The sequence below is a fragment of the Aeoliella straminimaris genome (genome assembly GCF_024054565.1).
GTDB classification, from domain to species: domain Bacteria; phylum Planctomycetota; class Planctomycetia; order Pirellulales; family Lacipirellulaceae; genus Aeoliella; species Aeoliella straminimaris.
On sequence record NZ_JAMXLR010000026.1, the window covers coordinates 12806 to 38799 of the forward strand.

At 57.9% G+C, this 25994-nt stretch carries 18 protein-coding genes; 10 read left to right on the top strand and 8 right to left on the bottom strand.

Features of this window, described 5'->3' with window-relative positions; all coding sequences use genetic code 11:
• Positions 1-877: 877 nt before the first annotated feature.
• The 5 genes from NG895_RS30835 to NG895_RS07045 all read right to left on the bottom strand — a co-directional run bounded on the left by NG895_RS30835 (position 878) and on the right by NG895_RS07045 (position 10575).
• On the bottom strand, positions 878-1225 hold the full coding sequence (locus NG895_RS30835) for a PEP-CTERM sorting domain-containing protein (RefSeq protein ID WP_425267211.1): 348 nt from the start codon (positions 1223-1225) through the stop codon (positions 878-880).
• A complete protein-coding gene (locus NG895_RS07030; RefSeq protein WP_252851763.1) occupies positions 1222-4839 on the bottom strand; it encodes a hypothetical protein in 3618 nt (1205 codons plus the stop codon). Before NG895_RS07030 ends, NG895_RS30835 begins: the two co-directional genes overlap by 4 nt.
• A 52-nt stretch (positions 4840-4891) precedes the next feature.
• Positions 4892-7657, bottom strand: coding sequence for a serine/threonine-protein kinase (locus NG895_RS07035; RefSeq protein WP_252851764.1), 2766 nt, complete (start codon positions 7655-7657; stop codon positions 4892-4894).
• Between the two features lie 22 nt (positions 7658-7679).
• Positions 7680-8294: a sigma-70 family RNA polymerase sigma factor gene (locus NG895_RS07040; RefSeq protein WP_252851765.1), complete on the bottom strand. Its 615-nt coding sequence runs from the start codon at positions 8292-8294 to the stop codon at positions 7680-7682.
• A gap of 730 nt (positions 8295-9024) precedes the next feature.
• A complete protein-coding gene (locus NG895_RS07045; protein ID WP_252851766.1) occupies positions 9025-10575 on the bottom strand; it encodes a BCCT family transporter in 1551 nt (516 codons plus the stop codon).
• A gap of 146 nt (positions 10576-10721) precedes the next feature.
• Here NG895_RS07045 and NG895_RS07050 point away from each other — a divergent pair, with 146 nt between their 5' ends.
• The 3 genes from NG895_RS07050 (at position 10722) to NG895_RS07055 (ending at position 12808) form a co-directional block, all read left to right on the top strand.
• Complete coding sequence (locus NG895_RS07050) at positions 10722-11450, top strand: sulfotransferase-like domain-containing protein (protein WP_252851767.1); 729 nt, start codon at positions 10722-10724, stop codon at positions 11448-11450.
• Positions 11451-11593: 143 nt separating this feature from the next.
• Entirely contained in the window at positions 11594-11725 is a 132-nt protein-coding gene (locus NG895_RS30175; RefSeq protein ID WP_261360704.1) for a hypothetical protein, read from the top strand.
• A gap of 747 nt (positions 11726-12472) precedes the next feature.
• Complete coding sequence (locus NG895_RS07055; RefSeq protein ID WP_252851768.1) at positions 12473-12808, top strand: hypothetical protein; 336 nt, start codon at positions 12473-12475, stop codon at positions 12806-12808.
• 334 nt (positions 12809-13142) lie between these two features.
• On the opposite strand, the gene NG895_RS07060 is transcribed toward NG895_RS07055, so the two are convergent.
• The 3 genes from NG895_RS07060 to NG895_RS07070 form a co-directional block, all read right to left on the bottom strand.
• Positions 13143-14009, bottom strand: coding sequence for a phytanoyl-CoA dioxygenase family protein (locus NG895_RS07060; RefSeq protein WP_252851769.1), 867 nt, complete (start codon positions 14007-14009; stop codon positions 13143-13145).
• Positions 14010-14240: 231 nt separating this feature from the next.
• On the bottom strand, positions 14241-17534 hold the full coding sequence (locus tag NG895_RS07065) for a hybrid sensor histidine kinase/response regulator (protein WP_252851770.1): 3294 nt from the start codon (positions 17532-17534) through the stop codon (positions 14241-14243).
• 122 nt (positions 17535-17656) lie between these two features.
• On the bottom strand, positions 17657-18247 hold the full coding sequence (locus NG895_RS07070; RefSeq protein WP_252851771.1) for an ANTAR domain-containing response regulator: 591 nt from the start codon (positions 18245-18247) through the stop codon (positions 17657-17659).
• Between the two features lie 482 nt (positions 18248-18729).
• Between NG895_RS07070 and NG895_RS07075 the strand changes: the two genes are divergently transcribed.
• From NG895_RS07075 to NG895_RS07105, 7 genes are read left to right on the top strand one after another with little or no spacing between them, the layout of a single operon-like run.
• Positions 18730-19932 (top strand): CpaE/TadZ family protein, encoded by a 1203-nt coding sequence (locus tag NG895_RS07075; protein ID WP_252851772.1) that lies wholly within the window; start codon positions 18730-18732, stop codon positions 19930-19932.
• Between the two features lie 39 nt (positions 19933-19971).
• A complete protein-coding gene (locus NG895_RS07080; RefSeq protein WP_252851773.1) occupies positions 19972-21315 on the top strand; it encodes a TadA family conjugal transfer-associated ATPase in 1344 nt (447 codons plus the stop codon).
• The gene (locus NG895_RS07085; protein ID WP_252851774.1) at positions 21315-22256 is read left to right on the top strand and encodes a type II secretion system F family protein; all 942 of its coding nucleotides are present in this window, start codon (positions 21315-21317) and stop codon (positions 22254-22256) included. The genes NG895_RS07080 and NG895_RS07085 overlap by 1 nt, the downstream gene beginning before the upstream one ends.
• Positions 22257-22269: 13 nt before the next feature.
• A complete protein-coding gene (locus NG895_RS07090; RefSeq protein WP_252851775.1) occupies positions 22270-23196 on the top strand; it encodes a type II secretion system F family protein in 927 nt (308 codons plus the stop codon).
• A 2-nt stretch (positions 23197-23198) separates the two neighbouring features.
• Positions 23199-23651, top strand: a complete 453-nt coding sequence (locus NG895_RS07095; protein WP_252851776.1) for a TadE/TadG family type IV pilus assembly protein — start codon at positions 23199-23201, stop codon at positions 23649-23651.
• A 16-nt stretch (positions 23652-23667) separates the two neighbouring features.
• On the top strand, positions 23668-24132 hold the full coding sequence (locus NG895_RS07100; protein WP_252851777.1) for a TadE/TadG family type IV pilus assembly protein: 465 nt from the start codon (positions 23668-23670) through the stop codon (positions 24130-24132).
• A gap of 12 nt (positions 24133-24144) precedes the next feature.
• Positions 24145-25947, top strand: a complete 1803-nt coding sequence (locus NG895_RS07105) for a TadE/TadG family type IV pilus assembly protein (RefSeq protein WP_252851778.1) — start codon at positions 24145-24147, stop codon at positions 25945-25947.
• Positions 25948-25994 lie beyond the last annotated feature (47 nt).

The window sequence follows — 25994 nt, forward strand, 5'->3', positions numbered from 1 at the left end:
ATGCGGGGCGTGAGTCTGCTTGCACGGGCGATTCTACGAGGTTCAATACCCTGTTTGACCAACTCGACATTCCTGACAACCTTGAAACCATCAACGCCTCAAGACATACGGGACGAGTATGTTGCGGAGGAGAGTGGCCTGTTCATTTGAAGTGCCGCAACCTCTGGAGGGAGCGAGGAAGTTGAAAACCTCCCGAGCCTCGGCCTGTGCCGTAAGCGGACGACGCCTCGCATCGGCCTCCGCCGCGCGAGTTTTGGGCCAACTTCCGGGATCTATATGCATGGGCCCAAAACTCCGGGGGTTTTGTCCCCCCTCGGTGTTCTCAAACCGCTTGTTTTCTAGGGTTCTTTTCATTCTCCTGGGGACAAAACTCCCCGCGTTGTTCTCCGCATGTTTTTTGGGTTGGCCCAAAACGTTCCCAGTTGGCCCAAAACTCTTGAGGGGCTGGGGGCTGGGGTCAAGGATTCAAATCGCCGATGGCTTGAGCATAACTTCCTCTTGAAATCCCTCTCCCCCTTCGCGGGGAGAGGTTAGGTGAGGGGGGAAGAAAATATCGGGAAGTTATGCTCGAGCCATCTCCTCCCGCCCACCTACTCACCTACTCACCTACTCACCTACTCACCTACCAGCCTTCCACACGACCACGGCCCTGACGGGCCCCGCTCGCAGGGGGCGCGCAGTTTTGCTCGTTCATTAGACCATCCTCGCGGGCCACTTCTACCGCAATTTTTTTACACACGCTCGGCCTGATTGGTCGCGATCGCGGCAGCATGCAAGCCGGAACCTCCCGAGCCTCGGCCTTTGCCGTAAGCGCCCTATGCCGAAACAGACGGGCGCCTCGGGAGTCGCCGAAAGCAGCGGGAGTGTTTCGTCGCTGTTAGATTACGCGTCGAAAGACCGCCAGGGAGCTAATGGCCAGCAGTGCGAGCAGGACCGTGGACGGTTCGGGGACGGCGGTCGTACCCCATGGGGCATCGAGGCGAACCAGAAATGGTTGGACGAGCCCGTCTGGACCTGCTCCTATACCAGCAAAGAATTGGCCATTTCTCGAGACACCCCCAAGCCAACCTAGCTGCCAATCCTCAAGTTGTGCTGCCAGGCCATGGCGAGTTTTCAGAACATCCAGAAAGTCTTCCATGCCCCTTTCCTCAGTCCAAACAAACGCACTTGAGGGTCCACTTTCCCCAGCGCTGTAGCCGACGATAATGCTGCCGTCTGGGGTCATGTCGTGCACATCCGAAGTATGGACGGACAGTTCTGCGTGCGCTGGAAGCCAGCCCAGTCCTTGGATACCGCCCGCGTATGCAAGAGCCTAGCAAATCCGATGTGTCGCCTTACGCAACAGATGCAAATTCCAGCACTGATGACGAGCAGTAGAGTATTCGTCGCTGGTTCGGAGACCGCGTTGGAGTCCAGTCGCACCAGCCACGCCTCCTGGTGACCGTCGGGATTGGTTCCTAATCCCGCCACTGCTCTTCCATCGTCAGAGACAGCTAATGCGTTGGTGAGTCGCCAACCTGAGAAGTCGACATTGGCCGCCGCGAGAACGCTCTCCAGCGACCGCATGCCCGAAAACTCATCCCAAATAAATGCTGTGCGGCCGTCGGACGTCGAAGCACCACCGACAATTATCGAGCCGTCGGCAGATACGTCGCGGGCCCAGCTATTGAACGCTCCTCCCGGTAGATCACCGAGGCCGATCATTGCGGTGCTTTCAGTCCAAAGCATGGCCTGTCTTCCCGAGGGTGAATCGGAGTATCCAACGATCGTTGTACCGTCGTCCGAGATCGCGCTGGCCCGGCTTGACTCACCTCCTCCAGGAAGATGGCCCAGGCCGACCATTCCCGTGGCTTCGGTCCAACGAAAAGCTTCCCAGCGGTCGGGCATCAACATCAGCGGCGAGGCGGAAAAGCCAACTACGACCGAGCCATCGCCGGCGACACCTCCGGCGCGGCTCCAATTGCCGCCGGGTAGATAGCCAAGGGGCACCACGCCGGTGTCAGTCGTCCAGCGGAACGCCTGGAGGTTGGTCGGTGTATCACCGGCGGTGTCGCCGATAACCACTGTTCCATCCGCATTGACGCCGAGGGCCGCAACTGGTGAATCAAAGTGCTCAATGCCGGCCCACTCCGTCCACCGAAACCCGCCCTCGCTCGAACCGCCTACAATCACCGATCCATCGCGTGAGATGCCGGAGGCCGTGGCAGTGACACCGTTATCCTGATAATCACTTACGCCTAACTCCACGAGGCCGGTCGATTCGGTCCAACGAAAGGCGTCATGCACATTTCCATTAGCGACTAGAGCTTCGCCAGCGACCACGCTGCCGTCGCCGGAGATGTCCCCCGGGAAGCTATTCGGATAGCCTGGCGAAAGATGACCGAGTGGAATGAACTCAGCGGCAGCTATCGAATCCATCGATGTAGTAAACAGTATGATCAATGGCAGGTGAATGCGAAGGAGCCCACGAGGAGTAGACTTGATCACGAGCAACATAACACAGCAAGCAACTGCCAGGGCGGTCGTCGCTGGCTCGGGAATTGGGGAAGAGTCAAGCCTCACCAGCCAAGCTTCCTGGTAGCCGTCAGGATTGATTCCCGTTCCGGCAATGGTTGCCCCGTCAGGTGTAATGAGGACTGGGTAACCATAATCCGAGAGCTCCCATCCCATGAGGTTGAGTTGCAGTTCGTTCGTGAAAACGTCAGATAAGCTGCGGGTGCCATGGACTTCGTCCCAGATAAACGCATCGCCGGCCTCGTTGCCTAAACGCATCGATCCGACGACGATCGAACCATCTGCCGTTACGCTGTGCGCTTCACTGCGGTCAAAACCTTCCGGGAATGGCAAGCCTTGCATGACACCATCTTCCCAGCGAAATGCTTGCTCAAAACTAAAGACGCCATTCTCAGCCAGGTATCGACCTGAACCGACAACGACGGATCCGTCTTCCGACACATCCAGGGCCGTACTCTCAAAACGTCCACCTTCCAGATCGCCGAGACCTTCCATCACGCCGCTCTCCCAGCGAAATGCCTCAATCCCATTTGCACTTCGAGATTGTCCGACGATCACCGAACCGTCGGCTGACGCTGCAAGCCCGTAGCTCTCGAAGTCCCCGCCGGGCAGATCGCCCAGCCCGCTCATCACGCCATCTTGCCAACGAAACGCCTGCGGACCGGATGCCGAGTCACTGAACCCTACTATTGTCGTTCCATCTGTGGAAACGCCCGCGGCGCCACTTAGCCCTTCGCCGCCCGGTAGAGAACCAAGTGCCATCATGGAACCACTTTCCCAGCGAACCGCTCGAGCGGTCGGTGTCTGGTCGAGCAGTGCATACCCCACTCCTGCAATCACGGAGGCATCCCCTGAAATACCATTGGCGATGCTGCCAGGCCAGCCATTCGGCAAAGAACCCATTCCGGTCATGGTCCCTGCCTCCCAGCGAAAGGCCTCCTGTGCGCCTTGTGCAGAAGAGCTCGCTCCGACGACGACAGCATTGTTAGACACTGCATACGCGATACTTGATCGCTCGCCTCCGGGCAAGTCGCCCAGGGGAATGAACATTGCGGCGTGGGCGAGGCCCATCGGCAGTGCGAACACTATCGGCGCAAGTAAGCACTTTGCGTATGCAGTGTGTCGTCGCAAGTGCAACATGCATAATCCCGCGCAAACGACAAGCGCCAGGGTACTCGTTGCTGGCTCGGGGACCACGTTGGAGTCGAGTCGCACGAGCCACGCCTCCTCGTAGCCGTCAGAATTGCGTCCAATTCCGGTCACAACTAAACCATCATCAGAGACCGCTACGGCGTCGGTCAGTGCCCAACCTGAAAGGTCGACGTTGGCCGCCGTTAGGATGCTCTCGAGCGATCGCATGCCTGTGATTTCGTCCCAAATGATAGCCACTTGCCCCAACTCACTCGTCGCGCGACCGACCACTACTGATCCGTCTGCGGAAACGTCACTGGCAGCGCTATTGAACTCTCCGCCTGGAAGATCGCCCAAACCGACCATGCCGGTCGATTCCGTCCAACGATAGGCTTGGCCACCGTAGGTTTCGCCATCGTGTTGGTATGGGCCACCGTACAACGGTGGAGAATCGCTTCCCACGATCGTCGTACCGTCACTGGAAATCGCAATAGGGGCGTTTCTTGTTTCCTCGCCAGTCAGGTCGACGTGGCCCAAATCGATCATGCCGGTGGCTTCCGACCAGCGAAAGCCTCGTACGTCATCGACGTCGCTGGCAGAAGAGCCAACGACAATCGTACCATCCCCCGACACATCGCCAACAAAACTCTCGTCGGTTCCAGGTAAGAATCCAAGCGGCACTGTCCCTACGTCGGTTGTCCAGCGATACGCTTGAATCTCGCCAACACCGGTGAACAGTGCGCCCACGATGACCGAGCCGTCCAAACTTGAGTTGGTGGGCCACCAGTTGATCACATTACTTGGTCGGTCGATGTAGCTCAGTCCTGCTTCCTCGTTCCACACAAATACATGGCCTCCGTCGCCGGAAGAACTTGGGCCTGGTCCCCTGCCTACCACCAGAGAGCCATCGCCCGAGACCGCGGCTGCCGATCCGGAAGTGCCGCCCAGCATGTAATCTGACACCCCTAATCCGACCATGCCGGTCGATTCCGTCCAACGAAAGGCGTCATCGACGCCATCTGATGTAACCCTTGCACGACCGACGACAACAGTACCGTCTGACGAGATGGCGCTGGGAGAGCTATACGGATAATCTGGCGAAAGATTGCCGAGCGGGATAAACTCAGCGGCCACTACTGGCTGGACCACCAAGAAGAAGCACGCCGCAAAGTAAGTCCATGGATGACAAAGCATCGGATCCTCGCGTCAAGATTAGATAGGAATAGTGAGATGAGTCGAAAACTTGTTAGGGCCGTTTCGATACAGAGTCTGGCTCCTTCCGCGCTTCGATCTCTCGCAACGCCAATTCCCGCAGCCGCACAAGTTCGTTTTGGTTTCCACGAAAGCGCGGATTCTCGGGATAGTCAATGAGCAAGCGATTTACGATCTCGAGGCCGTCATCGCACGCTTGAAGCACGACCTCCGGGTCGCCACCTTTGTCGATTACGATTTGTGCTAGAGCCAGATAGTGATTGGCCAAATAGCTGTTGGCGGTTGGATCCTTCGGTCGCAGATCCAATGCGCGTTGCTGTTGCTCGATCGCTTCGGTAACAAGCAGTTCGGCTCGATCCAGGTGAATCCCGTTTCGTTGCAAGAGGGTGCCCAGGTTACTCAGGGCGCCTCCGTAGCCGCTTAGATAGTCGGCATTTCTGGGAAACTCCTCGGCCAGCTCGGCGAAGATTTCAATCGCTTCTTCGGCGGGTGGCAGGAAGCTATCCGGCTCGTCCATGAAACAGCCCACCAGGTTCATCAGGGAAGAGGCCAGGCGAACTCGGTAGATGACGGTGGCGGGGTAGTCCTCGACCAGCTCGCGATAAATGTCTGCAGCCGCGTTGAAGTCTTCGGCCGCGAGGGAAAGCTCAGGCGACGCCTGCCCAAGTTCTTGCGCTTCCAGCATCGATCGTTTTAGCTTGGCCGCGCCTAGATTTAGCAATGCCGACCCGTAGAGGTGCCTATCCTCGGCCAGCCTACTCTCCCGCGCGAGGTTGCCCGCGATCGTGACGGCTTCCTGCAGTTTTTCAGTCTCGGCCGACAGGTCTCCGCCCCGACCGACAAAGAGTCCATAATTGATAAGGAGTTTGACATACGCCCGCTGCAGTGATGCCTCTTGAGAGTCGTTTACCAAGAGCTGCTCAAACTGTTCTTCGGCTTCTCCATAAGAACGTGCCGTTTGCTCAACGTCGCCCGTCTTTTCGATCAGGTTGGCGGCGAGGTTCAAAGCATTGGCGAGTTCCAAATGTGCCGCGTTCGCATATGAAGAGTCCGGCGGAAACTCTCGGAGCAGGGCGATGCCCTGTGAGAATGACTCGATGTCTTCGCGTATACGCCCGGTAAGGATTAGGCTGCGAGCCAATTCCAAGCGCACTCGCCAGTCGTCTGGCGCAGCTCCCGCCGCTGCGTGAAGTAACTTTAGCGAACGCGCAATGGAGGTTTCTGCCTCGAATTGGCGGCCGAGTTCGTTTAGCAGACTAGCGAGCCGTTGATGGACGATGCCCATCTCGATGCGAGCTTGCGGTCCATCCGCTTCACGATCGAGAAGTTGCTGGTAGAGTCCGACGGCGTCCTGCAGCAACTCGCGACGCACCTCTTCCATGAGCGGCACATTCTTAAGCTTCTCGTCACCCACGCGAGCCAGCATTTGGTCGACCGCGTCCAGCGCTAACCGGTAGTTGTCCTCGGCCTGCTGGGCATTCTTAGTCGCCACGGTCCGTTCGTGATCGATCACTGCCAGGGCCGCCCCCAGTCCCCCAGTGGCCATGAGCAACAGGGCGAGCGCAGCGGCCACGAGCGCCGCATGCCGGCGCACCCAACGGTTGATCTTGGTGGCCATCGAGGGCGGCCGGGCAGTGATCGAACGCTCGTCGGCAAACGCCCGCAGGTCCGCGGCCAGCTCGCTGGCGGTCTGGTAGCGATCGGCCGGGTCTTTTTCCATTGCCTTGCTGACGATGGTTGCGAGATCGGCCGGTACACTCGCCGCGACTTGTCGCAGTGGCGTGGGGGGCACGTCGATCACCCGCCGCAGCACGTCGGCCCGCTCGCTGCCAGCGAACGCGGGCTTCAGCGCGACCAGCTCGTAGAGCGTTGTTCCCAGGGCGTGGATGTCGGTGCGATAGTCCACCAGCGCGGTCTTGCCAGCCGCCTGTTCGGGGCTCATGTATCGCAGCGTGCCGAGGATGTCGCCGGTGAGCGTGACGCCCGCCTCGGTTTCGAGCCGCGCCAGGCCGAAGTCGGTCACCCACACGTGCGACTGGCTGTCGAGCATCAGGTTGGCGGGCTTGATGTCGCGGTGCAGCACGCCCTGGTTGTGGGCGTAGTCGATGGCGTCGGCCGCGTCGGCCATCACCCGCGCCATCTGACGGTAGTATTTCTGTGGGCTCTTGGTGCGAACGGTCGACAAGCCGGCCGCGGTAACGGTTTCGGCGTCGGGCGAGGCCTGTTCGCCGTCGGCGGTGGTTTGCTGGCTGAGCTCGGCAATCGCTTGGCCCAGGGTTTGCCCCTCGATCAGTTCCATGGCGTAGTAGTGCACGCCCCGCTCGACGCCCACCGAGTAGACACCCACGATATGCGGATGCCGGAGCGTGGCGGCCGCACGGGCTTCATTTTTGAAACGTTCGAGCTGCTGCGGTGTGAGCGTCGCCGCAAGCGGCAATACCTTAAGCGCGACGCGGCGGCCAAGCGAGATTTGCTCGGCCTCGTACACCACGCCCATCCCGCCACGGCCGATCTCGCGAATGAGGCGGAAGTCGCCCAACTGCCCACGAAGTTCGCGGTCGCCAGTCACCTCGTTGGCCGAAAGCCCATCGACTGATAGCCCTTCAACGGTTGCCATCGCTTCGATGGCGGGTAGTAGCGTGCGCAGTCGATCGGCGTGCTGCGGATGCTCGCCGATAAGCGTTTGAACGTCGCCCGTCTTCCCCGCCTCGACCAGTTCGCTGATGCGGTCGACCAGGACGTCGAGAGAGGTTCCCTCGACGGCAATCGAATCGGCGTTGGAAACTACTTTGGAAGGCATGGGAGAAGAGAGAGGTAAGGGTTCAGGTGTCGGTCAACGCTTGTTCGAGCCGTTCGAGAGCTCGGGTATGACGGCGGCGGGTGGCGGCGAGCGTGGCGTCGGTGGTTTCGGCAATTTCTTTGAGGGACAAGTGTTCGAGGTAACGCATGGCCAATAGTTCGCGATCGGCCGGACGGAGCCCGTCCAATGCCGTCCGCACGCGCTCACGAAGTTCGTCGTTCACAAGTTTCAGTGCTGGTCCGGTTTGACTGACCGCCAACAGGTCGACCAACTGCCCGACGGAGTTGTCTGAAATTGGCACCACGGCATCCACCTCGCGCTCGACCGATCGGCGGGCGGCTTTCAAGTGAGTGCGATGAACTTTGATGAGTCGCTGCCAGGCGATCCGCCGGAGCCAGGGGTAGAACGATATGGGTCGCTCGTCGGCGTACACCGGCAGCCGCTGGAAGGCTTCGGCGAGTACGTCCTGGACCACGTCCGAGGGATCGACACGGGCAGATAATCGACGGTCCAGATGAACATCGACCATGCGACGCAGCCGCGGTCGAAAGCGGGTCACTAACTCCTGGGCCGCCGACTGGTCGCCGGCCACCGTCTGTTGGAGCAACTGATCCGTATCTGGTTGTGAGTTGGGCATTAGCAGTTCGTGGAGGAAGTTTCTCTAGTACTGGTCTGCCGAAAAGTCTCCAAACTAAGACAGCTAAAATCTGAGTTATATAAAGCTGGGCCGCCAAGCGGTGCCGATTATCGCCCCTAAGTCCCCGCGGGGCAAGTAATTAAGGCGAAACAGGGGTGCTGAGAGAACCGCCGAGATTAATTGTCCTGGGGGCCTCAATCACCAACAACTTGAGCGGTTGTTCCGCAGTCTAGAGGGCGGTTCGGGAAACCACGCATACTTTCTGCTGAAGGATGGAGACCTTGTAACTCTGCTGCCGCAAGGCCGCCGATGCCGTGGCAGGACGCCTGGATTCTGTCGCTATTCTCGGCGACGAACTAGGTGCGGGGCTTAGTCGGCCTGGCATCGGCAAAGTACGCCAGCACGTCGAACTCCTCCGCACGCTCAGCGTCGACAGTGCGGCGAATTTGCGATTACTTCGCCACTTTCTGCGCCGCAGTTGGTGTGGCACGGGCCGAGACTCGCCTGGTCCAAACATAGGCCACTGTTTTCCTTTCGCCGGCGAGTCAAAATCTGCGTCGACACGCCGATCTGCTTTGCCGCCAGTTCCTGCGTGGTCCCCTCTGGCATCAATACCTCCGCTTCGCGAGGCTTGAGGATCATCTCATCGGCGTTGTACTATTCACCTCGTGCCACCCTAAATCTCCCTAAAATTGCGTCGTAAGCCGAGATTATTCATCACGGAATGGACTCACTTGAGGGGGCTGGGGCAAGACGCCACTATTGGTTCTTCGCGGATCAGGGATCGCGCCACCGAGAAGCATATCAGTAGCAGGATCACTGCCAGTGGCAGACCAGTCATAATCTGGAACGCTCGCATCGGGGCAATGCCTCCACCGAGCAGCAGAACGGCAGCGACAACTCCTTCAAGCGTGGCCCAGAACACACGTTGACGCTTCGGTGGATTTCGGTCACCGCCCGATGCTATGTAGTCAATTACAAGCGACGCCGAATCGGAAGAAGTTACGAAGAACACAATGATTACGACTAAGGATACAGCTGACAGCGCAGTGGACGCCGGGAAGTCATTGAAGAACACAAAAATGGCAATGGAGAAGTTGTCCGTTACGGCCGTCACTAGCTCCGTGTCGCCATTCTCGACGCGATCAATGCCCATTCCACCAAAAACGCAAAACCACACACATGTCACCAGCGTGGGCAGCAATAGAACACCAAGCATGAACTCGCGGATTGTTCGGCCTTTTGAGATCCGGGCTAAAAACAGGCCAACGAAGGGCGACCATGCAATCCACCATCCCCAATAGAACAACGTCCAATCCGATTGCCATTCCACCGATCCCCCAAAGCTGGAAACAAGTGCATGCTCGAAGACGGTTCGTAGGTAGTTGCCCCCGTACACAAATATCGATTCCAGTCCAACTGATGTCGGCCCCGCAATGATGACATATAGCCATAACGGTATCGCCATCAGTATTGCGAGTTTGCTGAGGAGCTTGATGCCTCGGTCGAGCCCGCTTACGACTGATGCAGTTGCAAGTGCGGTGATGAACACGATAAGCAGGATTTGAACGCGTACCGAGTGTTCAATTCCAGTGAGGTGAGATAAGCCCGCATTGAGTTGTTGCGCACCGAAGCCGAGACTTGTAGCCACTCCGAACATAGTACCAAGTATGGCGAATATGTCTACGATACCGCCAATCAATCCATGCGTCTTCTTTCCAAGAACGGGGAATAGCACCGCTCGAAAAGTCAGCAGCTGGCCTCGGCGATAGGCGGCGTGGGCCATTCCAAGACCGGCCACTGCAAAGATACACCAACCATGGAGACCCCAGTGAAGCAAGGTGATGTCCATTGCCAGGAGTGCCGTTTGCTCTGCACTCGCAGTTTGCACAGGTGGAGTCTCTAAGTGTGTGATCGGTTCGGCGACGGACCAAAACAAGATGCCAATGCCCATTCCGGCACTGAACAGCATGGAGAACCAAGTTAGGTAGCCGAATTCTGGGTGATCCTCCGGCTTGCCAAGCTTGACCTTTCCGTATTTTGTGCAGCACAGAACCAGGCAGAATATCAAACAAAGGGTAACCGTCGTATGATAGAACCAGCCCATCGAACTGCTAATCAATGACTGAGCAGTGCCGAAAATGCGTACCGCAGTCTTGGTGAACACGATGCCAAACAGCACGAACCCCGCGATAAGCAATGCGGAGGTAAAGAACACTCCAGGATCAGTTTTGAGTTGGAGTAGTTTTGTGAATCTCTCTACAACTCTTGGACGTTTCATAATCCCTAATCTTGCCTAAGTAGCCGTTCATGAAAATAGAGAGTGCTGCTAGTCTAGCCTATCCTCGCCGATTCATCGACCGTCGCACGCAAATCAGCTGCGGAACGATCTTGAAAGAACCGCATTCCACACGTTAGGAGGTGCTTATGAAGAGAATCATTGCTCTATGGGCGCATCCGCGATCGAGATCGACTGCGCTTGAGAGAGTGTTTATGGAGCGTGGTGACTTCCACGTGATTCACGAACCTTTCGCCGCTCTGTATTATCTGCATGAGCAACGAGCTGCGGCCGTAGAAGCCGAATTGGACACATCGCAGCCGAGCGACTTTACCGCTATTCGCGATCGCATTCTGAACCACTCTCAGACCTCAAACGTGTTCTTTAAAGACATGTGTTACCACTGTCACGATCATCTAATCGATGACAAGACGATGCTTGAAAAAGTCGACCATGTCTTTCTCGTCCGCGATCCCAAACCGACCATAGCATCGCATTTCGCCAAAAACCCAGACGTTACGATGGAGGAGATCGGCTACGAACGGCAAGCCAGCCTCTTCGATGTAGTCCATCGCGTTGAAGGCTCTCCTCCTATCGTTGTTTGTGCTGAAACTCTGGTGGCCGAACCTACATTGATTCTCTCAGAACTATGCCAACGATTGGGAATTCCCCACTATCCAGAAGCCATTCGTTGGTCGTCTGGTCAGCAAGAAGAGTGGAAAGACTGGCAATCATGGCACGAGGGAGTGGCAGACAGCCAAGGACTCAGCCGACAACACACCCGCTACGATAGGACGGTCGATAATGATCAAGCGTTGGCGCGCTTTTACCAATACCACCTACCTTTCTACCGACATATGTACCGTTACCGTATTTAACCGCACCGGGCGCGGTAGTCAGGTCCATTCTAAGACAATAGCTACCTTGCTTTCCCAAGTTGGCCACAGAGTGGGGTAACGTCATGGGGCTGTGGAGCGGCGTCGATGAGGCCGTGGTCCGACGTCAGTGAGTAGAAAACTACATGACCAGTGAAGAACGTTCGGTAGCCGACGACGACGTCCGCGACCTGCTGACCGGCTCGGCCGGTACGGTGACCATTAGCTTGGCTTGCTCACTGCGTTTGAAATGGTTGATGCCAGGGGCTCCAGGCTGACCACTTACCGGAGTCGCTCTGCTGGCGAACGCGACAATAGTAGATGCTCTCAGCATCGAGCTGATGTTTTCCCTCAAGTGCGCCACTAAATTGCCCTGTATCCGTCCCAATTCTCAGTCGGTCCCGCGCGTCGCTTGGTGTGGACCTCCAAACAGGTTTGTCTCCTGAGCTGTCAGTGGCAATCTCGACTTGCCATGCTCGTTGGGCCCCTGGACCTCGATATGGTGTTTTGATCAAGACTGGATTCTTAGAGCAGGCGACCGGACCGATCGGTTGGGTCGAGACGACGAAGTTGTCAATCCAACGAGCCTGATCGACAGGGGAGCCCTCGTTCCAATAGGCCTCGAGAAACACTGCGTTGATGCCGCGCTCGCTAAAAGTTCCTCGCCAATCTAGATTCCGTCTCTCCGCTTCCAGTCGGCCATCAATCCATAGTTGGTTCAATCCATCCTGCCTGCCAGGAGTGTTCAGCTTAGCACGGGCTTCGACACAGACCCACCAGCCTGCCCCATCTTCGCCGTGTAGTTTGAATCGCGATGCCGGTTTGTTCCCAAGCCAGTGCAAGTTCTCAAAGTCGTTGTACTTCGTGGTGACCACTCTACCCTTTTGGACTCCCGATGCTGGATCCAATGTGAGAGCCTCCCCACTGCTCCAGACGTGCGCAATCATCGACTGCCGCCAATCGGGTGGCACCAGGCTCGTCGCGCGGGAGAGTTTCGCCGCCCCGCCCCCTGTCCAATCCCACGGATGCTTTACGTAGATTCGCCAGTAGACATCGGTGAACTTGTCCTCACCGCGAACGACTTTAGATCGATAAGTGGGCGAGTCACCAAAGAAGACTTTGCGACCGCCGATACCGCGACTTCCTTGCGGATAGTCCATGCGAAGCGATTTGCCGACGCCGCCGAAGTGTGGCCGATCGACTATGTCACCGCTCGACTCGGCATAGCGCGACTGCTCTTCGGCGTTGTCGAAATCATCGAACCAGATCACCGCCGAATCAGTCTCAGCTGGCTGCAGATCAAGAACGCCCACACTGTCGATCCGCGGTGGTTCTGGTACAACTTGGGTCGTTCCAATTGAACAACGAAGCACCAGCCAACCACAGATAACTGACAAATAAATCAATGACCGAATCAATTGCTTCATCTCGTGGTTCTTCTCAACATTGGAGCCGGAATCCCAAAGATCTGATTGTCCAATCCGAGCGGTCTTGAATTCTAGCTGTACTCCGACGATTAGTGGCCCTGCATTATAGTCAATTGCAACTTGTAAAAGTAACAGGTCGACATCGGATCAGAACTAACAAGTCCTTTGACCCTTCATACGCCGATAAGCACACGAATGGGCGGTGACGTGGGGCGTGCACCGCCTGCGTACAGCCAATCCCATTCCACCAACGATGGTTGTAGCCTCACTAACCAAGTAGCGGGAAGAACTGCCCAGAAAGTGGCTCACCCTGTGGGATCACCGGTACGCCTTCGAGGAGTGGTTCGTCCGTATCGCTCTTCACGCCATCGGCTACGAGGTTGACTACCGCCACACGCCGTGGTCGATCGCTAAGATTGGCCTGCGATCCATGGACCGTCAACGGATGATGAAACGTCGCCTCGCCACGGCGCGCCTTCACCACCACGGGGTTCTCAAGGGCATCGCACTGTTCGTCTGTCAGCAACTTTCGAATGCCGTCCATATTGCCGGCTAGGTCTCCTTGCGGCAACAAGTCCCAGCGGTGGCTACCAGGTACGTACTGAATCGAGCCGTTTTCTTCGTCGCAATCGTCCAAAGGCAACCAACAAGTGAGATGCGCCAGCGGTGTGGTGCGGGTCCAATACGAATAGTCTTGATGCCAGGCGACCACCCCACCGTGGTGGGCGGGCTTGCAGAACAGTTGGTCGTGCCAGAACCGCGGCGTCGCTCCCAGCAACTGTCTTGCCGCTGCCACCAGCCGCGCGTTCCACAAGAGGTCGTGAAAGCCTGGTCGAAGTCGCCACGCCCCCAGGGCATGGAACAATGCGGTCTCCGGCGTGGTCGACTCGTTCGTATGGTACTCGTACCACAGCTCGTGGCCGTCATGATCGGGCGCAAAGAACTCTTCGAGCTCTTCGCACAACGCGTCACACTGCATGTCGGTAAGTAGTTGTACACCGGTGATGAACCCGTCGCGCTCGAATTGCGCGAGCTGCCCTTCAGTCAGCACCTCGCTGGGCACCGAGATCGGCTCGCTAAACAGTGGGCCGATAGGGTGATGTACTAAAGACAAGTCCTGCACGGGGCGGGTCATTCGTCATGCTCCCTTAGCCATGGTTCGCCAAATCGAAGCGCCGGAAACCATTCCCGGCTAAGCAGGTGCGTTCGACGACCCATTCTAGGCCGATCCTGCCTGCTCGTCATAGGTCTCTCTGATGGCCCGGGACTGCGATCGAGACTTTGCCACCGGCCCCCTCCCATAGCAAGGCAAGGGCCCGCGCGATTGTTCGCGATGGATTTCTCAGAGGGTGTACGGGATGGATCGCTATCCAACTGCTGAGCTCGACTGGATTTCAGGGTGGATCATCTCGTCGACCGAGAGCAGTTCTTCCTGGAGTCGCTTGGCACAGTCGATACTCGCATGTACCGCCTCCTGCAGTTCAACGAGCAGGTCGGTTAGCAAGCGTGTTTCGCTGGCTCGGCTCGCAGTTTCCGCATCGCAGGCAACCGCACGGACGGCATCCGCACAAGCGACGCCTGCTATGCCTTTTAGCGAGTGGGCCGCCTGGCGGGCGGCGTCGAAGTCGCGTTGTTGTGTTGCTTCGAGAACTTCTGTCAGACGCATGGGAACGTCTCTCACGAACGACGTCAGCATGTCGCAGGCAAACTGCCGGTCGCCCGCGCACCGGGCCAGGATCGCCTGGCGGCAGATTGGCGAATCGTCTAGTTCAATAGGGGCTTTCGACAGCGTTGAGAGCAATGGGCTTGGCCTACCTGGTTGTAATTTGTCCAACGCTTCCCGCAGGACTTGCCGTAAATCTTCAATGGTAAAAGGTTTGGCCAGATAGCAGTCCATACCGCTCGCGTGGCACAACTCGATATCGCCCTGCATGGCATTTGCCGTCAACGCGATGATTGGCACCGGAGGCAAGCCCAGCTGCGCCTCGCGGTCGCGAAGTCGCATCGTGGCCTCGTATCCATCCATTGCGGGCATCTGGCAGTCCATCAGAATGGCGTCGTACCCTACCGCGAAACTCATGGCGAGCGCTTCCTCGCCGTTGCCGGCAATGTCGCACTGCCACCCCAAACGCAGCAAAGCCTCGCTTGTAAATAGTTGATTCGTTTCGTTGTCGTCAACCACCAGAATCTTGCGGCTAGGATGCTGATCCCCGTCTTGGGCGTAAGTTGATTCGAACAAAAAGGGCTCGTCGACGGAGATCTCGCGAACGACCCGGGCTACGTTTTCCGTTAAGTTCACCTGCCCTAGCGGCGTATCGATCAACGGAATGACCTTCATACAAGATGGCGTTTCGACGTCACTGCCGATCAGCAGCACGCGTTGCAGATCGCGTTTTTCGGCGGTGGTCAGGAGATACTGGTAGCCAGTGCGATCGCATATAACCAGATCGCAGTTTCGGCCCCCGTCTTCGCTCAAGTGCATTTGGACCGTCATGCGATGGGCTTCCAGGCAACGACTGGCGTAGGTGCGATACTCCTCGTCGTCCACGACCAGCCCAACACGCACTCCCTGAAGTGATTCGACGGGCTGCTCTTCAGCTACCTCGGCCGTAGTCGCAAGAGGTATCGCCAGACGAAACCAGAACTCGGAGCCTTTTCCCTCGGTACTCAGTACGCCGATGTTGCCCCCCATGGCCTCGACCAGGTTGCGACAGATCGCCAGCCCGAGACCAGTACCGCCGTATTTTCTGTTGATGGAGCGGTCGACCTGAGAGAACTCTTTGAACAGTCGATCCAACTTCTCTTCGGGGATGCCAATGCCGGTATCGGTGACACTGAATCGGATACGGGCGACATCTTCGGTGATGCTCTCGACGATCGCCTGGCAGTGAATGCTGCCTCGCTTGGTGAACTTGATAGCATTGCCCAGCAGGTTAAACAGCACTTGCTGGATACGGGCCCGGTCAGCCCGCAGTGCGATACTGGTGCGGGTATTGATGCTGCGACTGAGCGTCACTTCGGTGCCGTCGAGCAGCGGCGACATGGAACATACCGCTTCGTCCAGCAGGTCCAGTAGATCGAAGGGATGTTCGTCGAGCTCCAATCCACCGGATTCGATCTTGGAATAATCCAAGACGTTGTTCACCAGCGACGTGAGGCCCATCGCGTTAGTGCGACATGCTTTGACGAATCGCTGCTGGCGTTTATCCAGCGGCGTATGCTGCAGCAGTTCGGTCATTCCAATCACCCCGTTGAGTGGGGTGCGCAACTCGTGACTCATCGAAGCGAGGAAGAGGCTCTTGGCCTTGTTGGCGAGTTCTGCCTCTTCCTTAGCCAACTCCAGGCGATCCCGATACTCTTTTCGCTCGGTAATGTCTCGCACGATGCCCGTAAATAACGTGGCGTTGCCCACCTTCACTTCGCTAATCGACAACTCGATGGGAAACTCGCTGCCATCCTTTCTCTTGGCCGATAGCTCGCGGGTGGAACCGATAATGCGTTTGCAATTGGTTTTTTGGTAAGTGGCAAGGTACCGATCATGATAGTCCCGGTGAGGCATCGGCATCAGCATGTTGACGTTGTGCCCAACCAGTTCGTTCTCGGTGTAACCGAACATCTGCGTGGCCGCTAAGTTGCATACTTGAATGATGCCACACCCGTCGATGGTAATGATGCCATCCGCCGCGGTGTCGAGGATGCTGCGGTTCAGCGCGGACGTCTCCTGGAACACTTTTTCGTTTTGCCGCGACTCGGAGATGTCGAGACTAATGCCCACCAACGACGCGGGCTCGCCCTGGTGGTCGAGCACCAGTTCGGCATGCGCCCGGACATGGGTTTCCAGCCAATCGTTTTCTCGCAGTCGAAAATCGGCACGGAACGGGCGGGCCTCCGTTACGCTCGCCACGACCAGTCGCCGAACTCTCTTGCGATCCTCCGGATGGATTCGGGCGCGGAGTTCCTGGTAATCGATGGGAGCGTCGGCCGCTTCGGGGAGATCGAAGAGCCTGCGCGTCTGTTCGTCGCATTTCAGCGAACCCGAGGCAATATCGAACTCCCACACGCCGAATTCGCCGGCCTCCAGGGCTCGATTCAGAAACTCTCGAGTCGCGGGCGTTCCGTTGGTCAGGCTTGTGACTGAGTTCCACAGTCGGGGACTAGCCATGTGACGAATCAGCAACACCGCGCCGCACCAGGCCCCCACGGCGGCCCCCCACTTGAGACAATCGGTGGCCCATTGAGATGCCGGCCACCAGTTGGCCAGGGGCTCGGCTAGGAATGTCACCCCACATGCCAGCACCACTACCGCAACCCACTTCAAGGTGTCTTCCGGCGGCAGGTCTTGTCGCTTCTTCAGGCCATAGGTGACGAGCAGCAACGTGGCGACGACTGCTCCCGCCAACCCAAGTTCTGGACTTCCAGTCAGCCAATCGCCCCCTCGGGCCCGGACAAGAATTTCCCCCTCAATGGATGGCTTGTCCGTGGAAGGGAGACTGGCTGGTAGAGTTAAAGCTTCCCGGGTAACGGCATGCTCCGCCGACTGATTCGTTGGGGTTTGGAGCGAATGGTAGCGGGCCGTTGCGGTGGAAGTCGCCAGCATGGCTGCGACACAAAGTCCCCAGCGAAACGTCCATTCGGTGGGTTGAGTGCCTTGCTGTCTCATGGGGATCTGTCATACGTCGCACATTGCCCGATGGCTGCCGACTAGTGTATTGCTCCGTCAGCACGGGTTTCCACGCCTACCAATCGACGACCAATTGCTGCTTAGCGGCCAGGGAAATTCGACTACTTCACGGTCAAGGCTTCTTCGGCCAATAGGATGCTGTTGGCGATGTCCACAAGTTGCTTCCTGTTATCTCGAGCCAGCTTCTGGAGATGGCGAAACGCCACCGATTCATTCATTGACAGTTTTGTCATGATCACGCCTTTGGCCTTCTCGACAATCTTCCGATTGGCCAGATCTTGACGAAGCGACGCAACATCACTCCTATAAGATTGGATTTCTTCGAATCGTTTTATCGCCAAGGGAATGGTTGCCCGCAAATCCTCAAAGTCGATCGGTTTTACCAAGTACGCCAGGGCGGAGCTTTCCGCCACCCGCTCCACGAGTTGCTCATCGTGATGGGATGACAAGATGATCACCGGAGTCTCCGACGAAATGCCGCTCTCCTCTAATGCGGTCAGGCCATCAGGCCCTGGCATCTCGATGTCGGTAATAACCAAATCGGGATGCTGCGAACTGCAGCCGGAAATAAGTGCAGCCGCCGAGGAAGCGTTCACCACTACCTCGTATCCAAGTTTCTCCAACGATACGCGGAGAAAGTCGCGGACGATCTGGTCGTCGTCCGCTATTGCAATTCGCCCCCTGACATCCATTGGTCTACCTTCTTACCTAGTGGAAAGTGGAACGGATCGTCCAATGTTCACAAGCCTTCAAAGTGCTGGTCCCAAAACGATCATAGACCACCCTGTGCGCAGTCCCGTTGTGGGTGTCCACAAAACCCCGGGGGGTTGCGTCCCATAGAAAGCCAGAGATTCGATACAACTGGTAGAACAAATGGCAGCTTGAATGTGGCGATTCGGTTGATCCATATGTAGCTGCGCATCGCTCGCAAGACGAAACAGCCAGGTGGACTCTCGTTGTTCTCCATATTTGCCCGCCCAAGAAGCACAGGCTATGCTTGATCAACTTCGGTCCACGATCGACTTGAAGTGACCGGCGTCACGTACGCAAACACCTTGGCCACGAAAGCCTCCACCGCGCTGTTGAGCGTTGTGGGGGCTTTTTTTATGCGCGCCGTCCAAGGGGGGGGAAGATCAGCGCCAATGTAGTCCGTTCTCGCGCGATGAGGCAACGCATGGAAACTTGGATACTGACAGAGAATGAAACACTAAGCGGGAATCTCCACGATGCACTGGCACATTCGGGGATTGTCTGTCCTGAGGAACGGATCCTCGACCTGGCTTCGCTGCCGGAATGGAAGGATGTGCTGAAGCAAGCCCAGGGCGTGTTGTTCGTGGTCGTGCAGCGGTTCGGCAAGGATCACTGCAATCTGGTGCGGTACCTTCGTAACGTTGTCGAGCGGGATACCACGATTGCGATTGCAAGTGCATCGACCGACGACATGGCAGTCGTGCAGGCGGTGCGGGTAGGGGCCAACGACTTTCTGGCACTCAACGAATGGCTGACCGACGAGGTGGTAAGTTTCCTCGGCCGTCTGCGCGAGTCGCAGCGGCAAGACGGCGACGAAGGCACCGTGGTCACGGTGATTCCCTGCCAGTCGGCAAGCGACGCCAGCCTGACCACGCTTAACCTATCGGGCGTGTTCTCGATGCTGGAGGGATCCTGCATGGTCTGCGATATGCACTTTCGTGGAAGCGACCTGGCCCTGCGGCTGAAGCTGGACCACCGCCACAATGTGGTCGATCTACTGACCCAGGCCGACGTTATCGACGAAGGCATGCTGCGTCAGGTTCTCGTAGAACACGCCAGCGGTATTAGTCTGCTACCCGGCCCCGATCTATTTGCCGATCTGGCGGGCATTCAAATGCCGCTGTGCCGCGATGTTGTGGCACTGGCACGGTCATGCTGGCCAATTGTCACGGTGAACACCGAAAGCGTGTACCAGGCTAGACAAGTTGGTGTGCTGGGCATGAGCGACGTCGTGGTGCTGGCTATTCGCCTGGACATCGCCTCGGTTCACCGCGCCAAGCAAGCCATCACGATGCTCTTGGAGAGCAACGTACCGCGCGCAAGCATACATATTGTTGCCGTGGGGGCAGGTATCGCTGGCGAATTGCCGGCTAACTCGGTGAAGAAGATTCTGCAGGTCGACAACTTCCACTGCGTCCCCGAAGATCAGGAAGCAGTGGTCAAGTCGACGAACATTGGCAATCCGCTTGTCTTCGAGCAGCCTAACTGCAAGACAGCCAAGGCCTTTCGCGCATGCGCCGAATCGCTACTCGGCATCGAAGCACCGGCAAAGACCTCTACTCTGCCACTGAGCGGCTTGCGGGCCGCCAGCTTTCTGGCGATCAGCGCACTAATGCTTTGCAGTTAACAGCATTCAGGGTCACATCCATTACCGGGGGGATAGTATATGGCGGCGTTAGTAAAGCCGGGCGCTCAGGGCGATGAGACCAGGGGACGAGACCAAGATCTGCAGCGTCTGAAAGAGAAACTGCACGAGCAGTTGATCAATGGAGTCGACTTCGCGGTCTTGCGGTCGGTTGACGAAAAGGTACTTCGCGAAGAGTTACGCCGGGGAGCGGCCGAGTTGTGCAGTGCCCACCTGGGTCTGATCAGCCAATCGGAGCGGACGCGTCTGGTTGACGAACTGGTCGACGAAGCCCTGGGATTGGGACCGCTGGAACCTCTGATGCACGACCCAACGATTTCCGACATACTGATCAATGGTCCGAAGTGTGTCTATGTCGAACGGCGGGGGCAACTGGAGTCGACCTCTGTTGAATTCCGCGACAACGATCATCTAGTCCAAATAGTGCAGCGCATTGCTGGCAAGGTGGGCAGAAGGCTCGATGAGTCGAGTCCAATGGTCGACGCCCGCTTGCAGGATGGCAGCCGCCTGAACGCGGTGATTCAACCATTGGCCCTGGATGGGGCACTGGTTTCGATTCGTCGGTTCGCTGCCCGACCCTTCACGCCTGAGGACCTGATCGCCCGCAAAGCGGCATCGCCTCAGATGATGGAGTTTATGGCCGCTTGCGTGAAAAGCCGCCTTAACATCCTCATTTCCGGCGGCACGGGTAGTGGCAAGTCGACCCTGCTCAACACTTTGTCAAGCTTCATACCCAGTACTGAACGAATTGCGACCATCGAGGACGCTGCGGAACTCCGGCTGCAGCAACCTCATGTCGCGCGAATGGAAACACGTCCTCCCAACCTGGAAGGCAAAGGCGAAGTCACCTCGCGGGATCTTCTCAAGAATGCCCTGCGCATGCGGCCCGATCGCATTGTAGTGGGCGAATGCCGCGGAGAAGAAGCATTCGACATGCTGCAGGCGATGAACACCGGCCATGAGGGGGGGATGTCGACCATTCATGCTAACGAAACTCGAGACGCCCTGACCCGCTTGGAAATGCTCGTAGGCATGGCGGCGCCCGAGCTGCCCATGTGGTTCATTCATCGCCAGATCGCCTCGGCGATTCATGTCGTGGTGCAAGTCGCACGACTTCCTTCAGGTGAACGCAAGATCCTGCAGATTTCGGAAGTGACCGGCATTCATGGCGACACGATTAGTATGCATGACCTGTTCCAGTACAGGACTGGAGAGTCCGGCGACGACTCCGGAGGATTCGAAGCTTGCGGTATTCAACCCAACTGCCTGGCGCGGTTGCGTGAGAAGAAGATCACGCTGTCGCCTGGCCTTTTCGAGAAAAGCCGGCACGCATCCAATCGCCTCGACTTTGTGAGAGGCCTCTAATGACTGCCGACTGGATACCCACCATTACCGTCGTGGCCGTGACGGTCGTCGTACTCTGTACGGCGCTCTTGCTGCAGGAGTGGCTCCGTCACCGCACTGCAATCAAGAAGCGCCTAGCCGAACTGGCTGGCAACGACGACGATGAACGATCGGTTTCGCTGTTCAAGGACCTGCGCCAACTGCAGCAGCCTGGCATGTTCCAGCGGGAAACGTGGACCGAATGGCTGCGTCGCCAGATGGACCAGGCCGGCATCACGGCGCCGTTGCAATCCTTCGCCTGGAGCTGCGCCGCCATGGCAGGGTGCGCGGCGATAATTGGTGGATTGAAGAACTGGTGGCTGGCCGTGGTGCTCGCTCCTTTGGGTGGACTGGTGCCACTGGCGATCCTGTTGCTTCGCAGTCACCACCGCCAGCGAAAACTGTGCCGGCAGTTGCCTGAGGCTTTCGAGATGATCAGCCGCGCAGTGAAGGCCGGGCAGACCGTCCCCGCCGCGCTGCAGATTATCGCGGAAGACTTCGAACAGCCCATCTCAACCGAGTTCGCCCAGTGCTATGAACAGCAGAACTTGGGCATGAGTCGCGAGTTGTCGCTGAGGAAGCTGGCCGAACGCTCCGGCATCATGGAACTACAGATCTTCGTCGTAGCGTTGTTGGTGCAAGCCAAGAGCGGCGGCGACCTGGTGCAGCTGCTTGACAATCTAGCGTTACTGATACGCAAACGCCTGAAGCTGCGAGAGCGAGTCCGGGCATTGACTGGCGAAGGGCGCATGCAAGCTATGGTGCTAATCGTGCTGCCATTGGTGGCCCTGGCTTCCATCGCCTACCTGTCCCCCGAATACGCCAGCGCCCTGTTCCAGCGGCCATGGCTATTGGCCATTACCGCCTCGGCGCAAACGCTGGGAGCACTGTGGATTCGCAAGATCATCAACTTCGAATACTGAGAGGGGCCGTACCTTGTTCAATCCCTATGTACTCTCAATGGTAGGCATCACGCTGTTCGCGGCGTGCGCTTACACGATTGCCGTTACCTTCGATCCCTATTGGGACCGTGTCCAGCAAAGACTCAACGAGCTCGATACGCCTGCTCAAGGTGGAAGCTCCGTAGGTGCTTCTTTCGACTCCCAATCGAAACAAAGCTGGCTTGCCTGGCTGGGACATTGGATCGACTTGCCAAAACAAGCTGATCGTCCCAGCCTCCAGCAACATCTGGCCAAGGCCGGCATCTATCACCCGAGTGCCGTGTCCTGGTTCATGATGGGCACCTTGGTCACTATTGGCGTGGTAACCATCAGCACGCTGGTGGGTGGCATGCTCCTGGGACTCGACTATCGCTATGCGATACTGCTGACTGCCGTGGTAGGTACGCTGGGGGCGTTCCTGCCGCGTGTGTGGTTGCACCAGGCCATTGCCAAGCAGCACCTGCAGTTGCGCCGGTCGCTGCCCGACCTCCTCGACCTGATGACTGTTTGCCTGCAGGGAGGGCTCAGCTTGCAGGAAACGATCCGCCGCGTGAGCGACGAGCTGAAGCTGGCGCATCCGTCGTTGGCAGCAGAGCTCGATATCGTGCAACGCGACGTCGAACTCGGCTCCACGGTCGATCAAGCCTTGAAGCGGTTCGCAACGCGGTCGGGCTACGAAGGCGTACGTACCCTGAGCACCTTTATCCGCGAAGCCCAGCGGTTTGGAACCAACATCAGCGAGGCACTCCGCAGCCACGCCGACATGCTTCGCTCGCAACGGGAACAGTCGGCGGAAGAAAACGCCCAAAAGGCTGCGGTCAAGATTCTTCTGCCGACTCTGCTGCTGATCTTCCCTGCAATTTTCATCGTTGCCGTAGGTCCGGCAATCATTCAGATTCAACAAGCGTTCATGGCCGATTGAAGATGGCTCAAAAGCTGACAAACCGCAAGCGTCGCCTCCGCCATCGAGCCATGCCCCGCCCTGGTGTGGTGGCCACCGAGTGCGCGCTCACCATGCCCATCCTGCTCCTGCTGGGCTTGGCTACGGCGGACTTCGGCCGTGTGGCCCATTTTCACGAAACGGTGACGAATGCTGCTCGCACGGCGGCCGAAACCGGCGCCGGTCGGAGCTTCACTGACTTTACCAAAGCAAGCTGGGAGAACGACGTCCGCCAAGCGGCGTTGGACGAACTATCGTCGCTGTCCGCTTTCGACGAGAACCAGGCGACCGTTACCATCGCCACCTCAATGGATGACGACGACCTGGCCCGCATCGTGGTGACGGTTAGCTATCCGTTCAGCACGACGGTCGCCTGGCCCGGACTCTCTTCCCAACTGCAACTTGAACACCGTGTGGAGTTCCGCCAATTCCGCTAGTGCCCGTATCCTCCCTATGAAACTCATCCGCACTGCAATTCGAACTCGCCTCCAACCGCGCGGCGCTGCCGCGTTGGAGACGGCCTTTGTTTTGCCGGTGACGCTGCTCGTGGTGTTTGCCCTGCTCGACCTGGGACTGGCTGCACTGCGATACAACACTCTGGTCGATGCCTCGCAACGTCTGGCTCGCGAAGCAGCAATGCATGGTGATTTGGCTCCGTCGGTTGCGGGGTCCTGGGGCCCTGCCACCTACACCGGCACGGCTGCCGACGCAGATGAGATTATGAACCCTATTCGGCAACATCTCCCCACGATGGCAGCCGATCTGGTTGCGGTCGAACTTACGTGGCCCGATACCGGCAATTCGCCGCGCGATCGGATAGAGGTTGGATTGCGCTACCAGCATCAGCCACTCCTGCCTGTGTTTCCCTGGGGCACGCTCGACCTGCAGTCCACCACAACAATGAGAATCGTCAACTAACGGATGAAATCTGTGCGAAGTATCACCCTGACCAACCTTGGTGTCGGCTGCCAGTTGCGGCGCACGTTGCGTGCCGAGCGTGACGGCAAGATCCTTGTTCTGCTGGCAATTATGTTGCCTACCCTGCTCGGCATCGCTGGCGTCGTGCTCGATGGGGGACTGATTGCTTCGGAGCAGCGAAAGCTGCAGCACGCTGTGGATGCGGCCGCCATGGCTGCGGCAATGGACCTGCGGTTGTCGAAAACCGATGCCCAGGCTACTCAAACCGCCAGGGACGTGATTCAAACGGCAAACGGTTTCACGGACGCCACCATCACGGTAAACCTGCCGCCCGAATCAGGAGACTTCCAAGGGCAACTGGGCCATGTCGAAGTGATCGCCGAATCGACGTACTCCTCTCATATCATGGGGTTGCTCGACGGAGTTCTCGCGCACCAGCTTCGGGCTCGCTCCGTCAGTGGTGTACGAGATGTGACTTCCGGGGCCGCGATTGTTGTGTTGGACCCGAACCCTGGACAAATCGAGTACCCGTCATCCAGCCAGTTGCTAGCGGCACTGGATGAAGTGGCGCTGGTGGACGATGCGATCGACCAGTTGGGTCTGAACGATCTGCTGAGTTCCGTCCCCTTGATTGGTTCCACTGTTGCCAGTTTGCTGACCACTAATCTGCAGGACACGGTTCCCACCGAGGTGACCGGCCTGCTCGATGGCGTAATTGCCGCTACGCCCTCCTGGTCGGCGCCTGCGTTGATAGGTGGGCTCGAAGTGGAAGGCGCGGGGCAGTTCGAGGTGGATGGCGCTATCCTCATCAATACCGAGTGGGGCAGTCGGGATGAGGATGGTGGACCTGCCGGTTGCGATGCGGGACCTCCCTATGGCATTGCGTGCATGCCGCTCCTGCCGCTAACGTCGGTCCGCGCCCGTGACATTCGAGTGGTGGGTGGTGTCGACAACCCCGACCACTACATGGCCTTCGCTGCGAACCAGCCCTCGCCGCTGCAGGCGAATCGTCTTCCCGTGCCGGACCCGCTGGAAGACCTCCCTGTGCCATCCTCGGCCAGCGATGCCAATAACGTGGTGGCCACCGTCCACCATCCGGCGGATGTGGTGAAGATTGCTCTACCGGTTGAATTAGCCGACCAGATACTTGACAACGTCTACAACGGGCTTCCGCTCTCACTGCGTTCGCTGCTAAACCCTCTCCTTACTCCCATTCGCAACCTGCTGACAAATGCTACCGTCGAACCTGGTGTCTACAATTCCCTCACGGTTATTGCTCCGGTGGGAGGCGTACAGTTTCTGCCGGGCGTGTACATCATCCGCGGATCGAACCCCGATATTGGTACCTCACTGACCATCGTTGGCCCGGTACAGGCCGAGGGGGTGATGTTCTACATCACCGATTCCGCCGATTTCAGCGCGGTCACCGGTCTGCCCGACGCCAAAGAATCGTCCGAAACCTCCCCGCCGGAAACGCTGTTGTCGAACGTCCCCAGCGTGTTGTTGGCCCCGTTACTACCCACGGCTCGCATCACCGGGCTGGACGATCCGACCAGCCCACTGGATGGAATGCTGATCTTTCAGAACCGTAATGACCGTCGTCCGATGGTCATCGATATCCAACAGATTCTGGGAGACAGCGATATCTCAGGCACCATTTACTCGAAGTGGGGCCACTTGTTGTTCGTGGGAGGATTCGGTGCGCATGACCTACGCTTCGTGAGTGGAACGGCGCGGATCGTGACCGTGACCAACACCACGTTATCCCCCAACAATCTGCTGCCCGCAGCTCAAGATGTCCTGCTGCTCGAGTAGCTGTCGCCCCGAATACTCCACTACCGAAACGGCCGAGTCTGTGCCCC

Excerpts from the sequence above, each read along its gene's own strand:
- NG895_RS30835 (WP_425267211.1), bottom strand. The coding sequence starts at position 1,225 with ATGACCCCAGACGGCAGCATTATCGTCGGCTACAGCGCTGGGGAAAGT.
- NG895_RS07030 (WP_252851763.1), bottom strand. The coding sequence starts at position 4,839 with ATGCTTTGTCATCCATGGACTTACTTTGCGGCGTGCTTCTTCTTGGTG.
- NG895_RS07035 (WP_252851764.1), bottom strand. The coding sequence starts at position 7,657 with ATGCCTTCCAAAGTAGTTTCCAACGCCGATTCGATTGCCGTCGAGGGA.
- NG895_RS07040 (WP_252851765.1), bottom strand. The coding sequence starts at position 8,294 with ATGCCCAACTCACAACCAGATACGGATCAGTTGCTCCAACAGACGGTG.
- NG895_RS07045 (WP_252851766.1), bottom strand. The coding sequence starts at position 10,575 with ATGAAACGTCCAAGAGTTGTAGAGAGATTCACAAAACTACTCCAACTC.
- NG895_RS07050 (WP_252851767.1), top strand. The coding sequence starts at position 10,722 with ATGAAGAGAATCATTGCTCTATGGGCGCATCCGCGATCGAGATCGACT.
- NG895_RS30175 (WP_261360704.1), top strand. The coding sequence starts at position 11,594 with ATGACCAGTGAAGAACGTTCGGTAGCCGACGACGACGTCCGCGACCTG.
- NG895_RS07055 (WP_252851768.1), top strand. The coding sequence starts at position 12,473 with ATGCTTTACGTAGATTCGCCAGTAGACATCGGTGAACTTGTCCTCACC.
- NG895_RS07060 (WP_252851769.1), bottom strand. The coding sequence starts at position 14,009 with ATGACCCGCCCCGTGCAGGACTTGTCTTTAGTACATCACCCTATCGGC.
- NG895_RS07065 (WP_252851770.1), bottom strand. The coding sequence starts at position 17,534 with ATGAGACAGCAAGGCACTCAACCCACCGAATGGACGTTTCGCTGGGGA.
- NG895_RS07070 (WP_252851771.1), bottom strand. The coding sequence starts at position 18,247 with ATGGATGTCAGGGGGCGAATTGCAATAGCGGACGACGACCAGATCGTC.
- NG895_RS07075 (WP_252851772.1), top strand. The coding sequence starts at position 18,730 with ATGGAAACTTGGATACTGACAGAGAATGAAACACTAAGCGGGAATCTC.
- NG895_RS07080 (WP_252851773.1), top strand. The coding sequence starts at position 19,972 with ATGGCGGCGTTAGTAAAGCCGGGCGCTCAGGGCGATGAGACCAGGGGA.
- NG895_RS07085 (WP_252851774.1), top strand. The coding sequence starts at position 21,315 with ATGACTGCCGACTGGATACCCACCATTACCGTCGTGGCCGTGACGGTC.
- NG895_RS07095 (WP_252851776.1), top strand. The coding sequence starts at position 23,199 with ATGGCTCAAAAGCTGACAAACCGCAAGCGTCGCCTCCGCCATCGAGCC.
- NG895_RS07100 (WP_252851777.1), top strand. The coding sequence starts at position 23,668 with ATGAAACTCATCCGCACTGCAATTCGAACTCGCCTCCAACCGCGCGGC.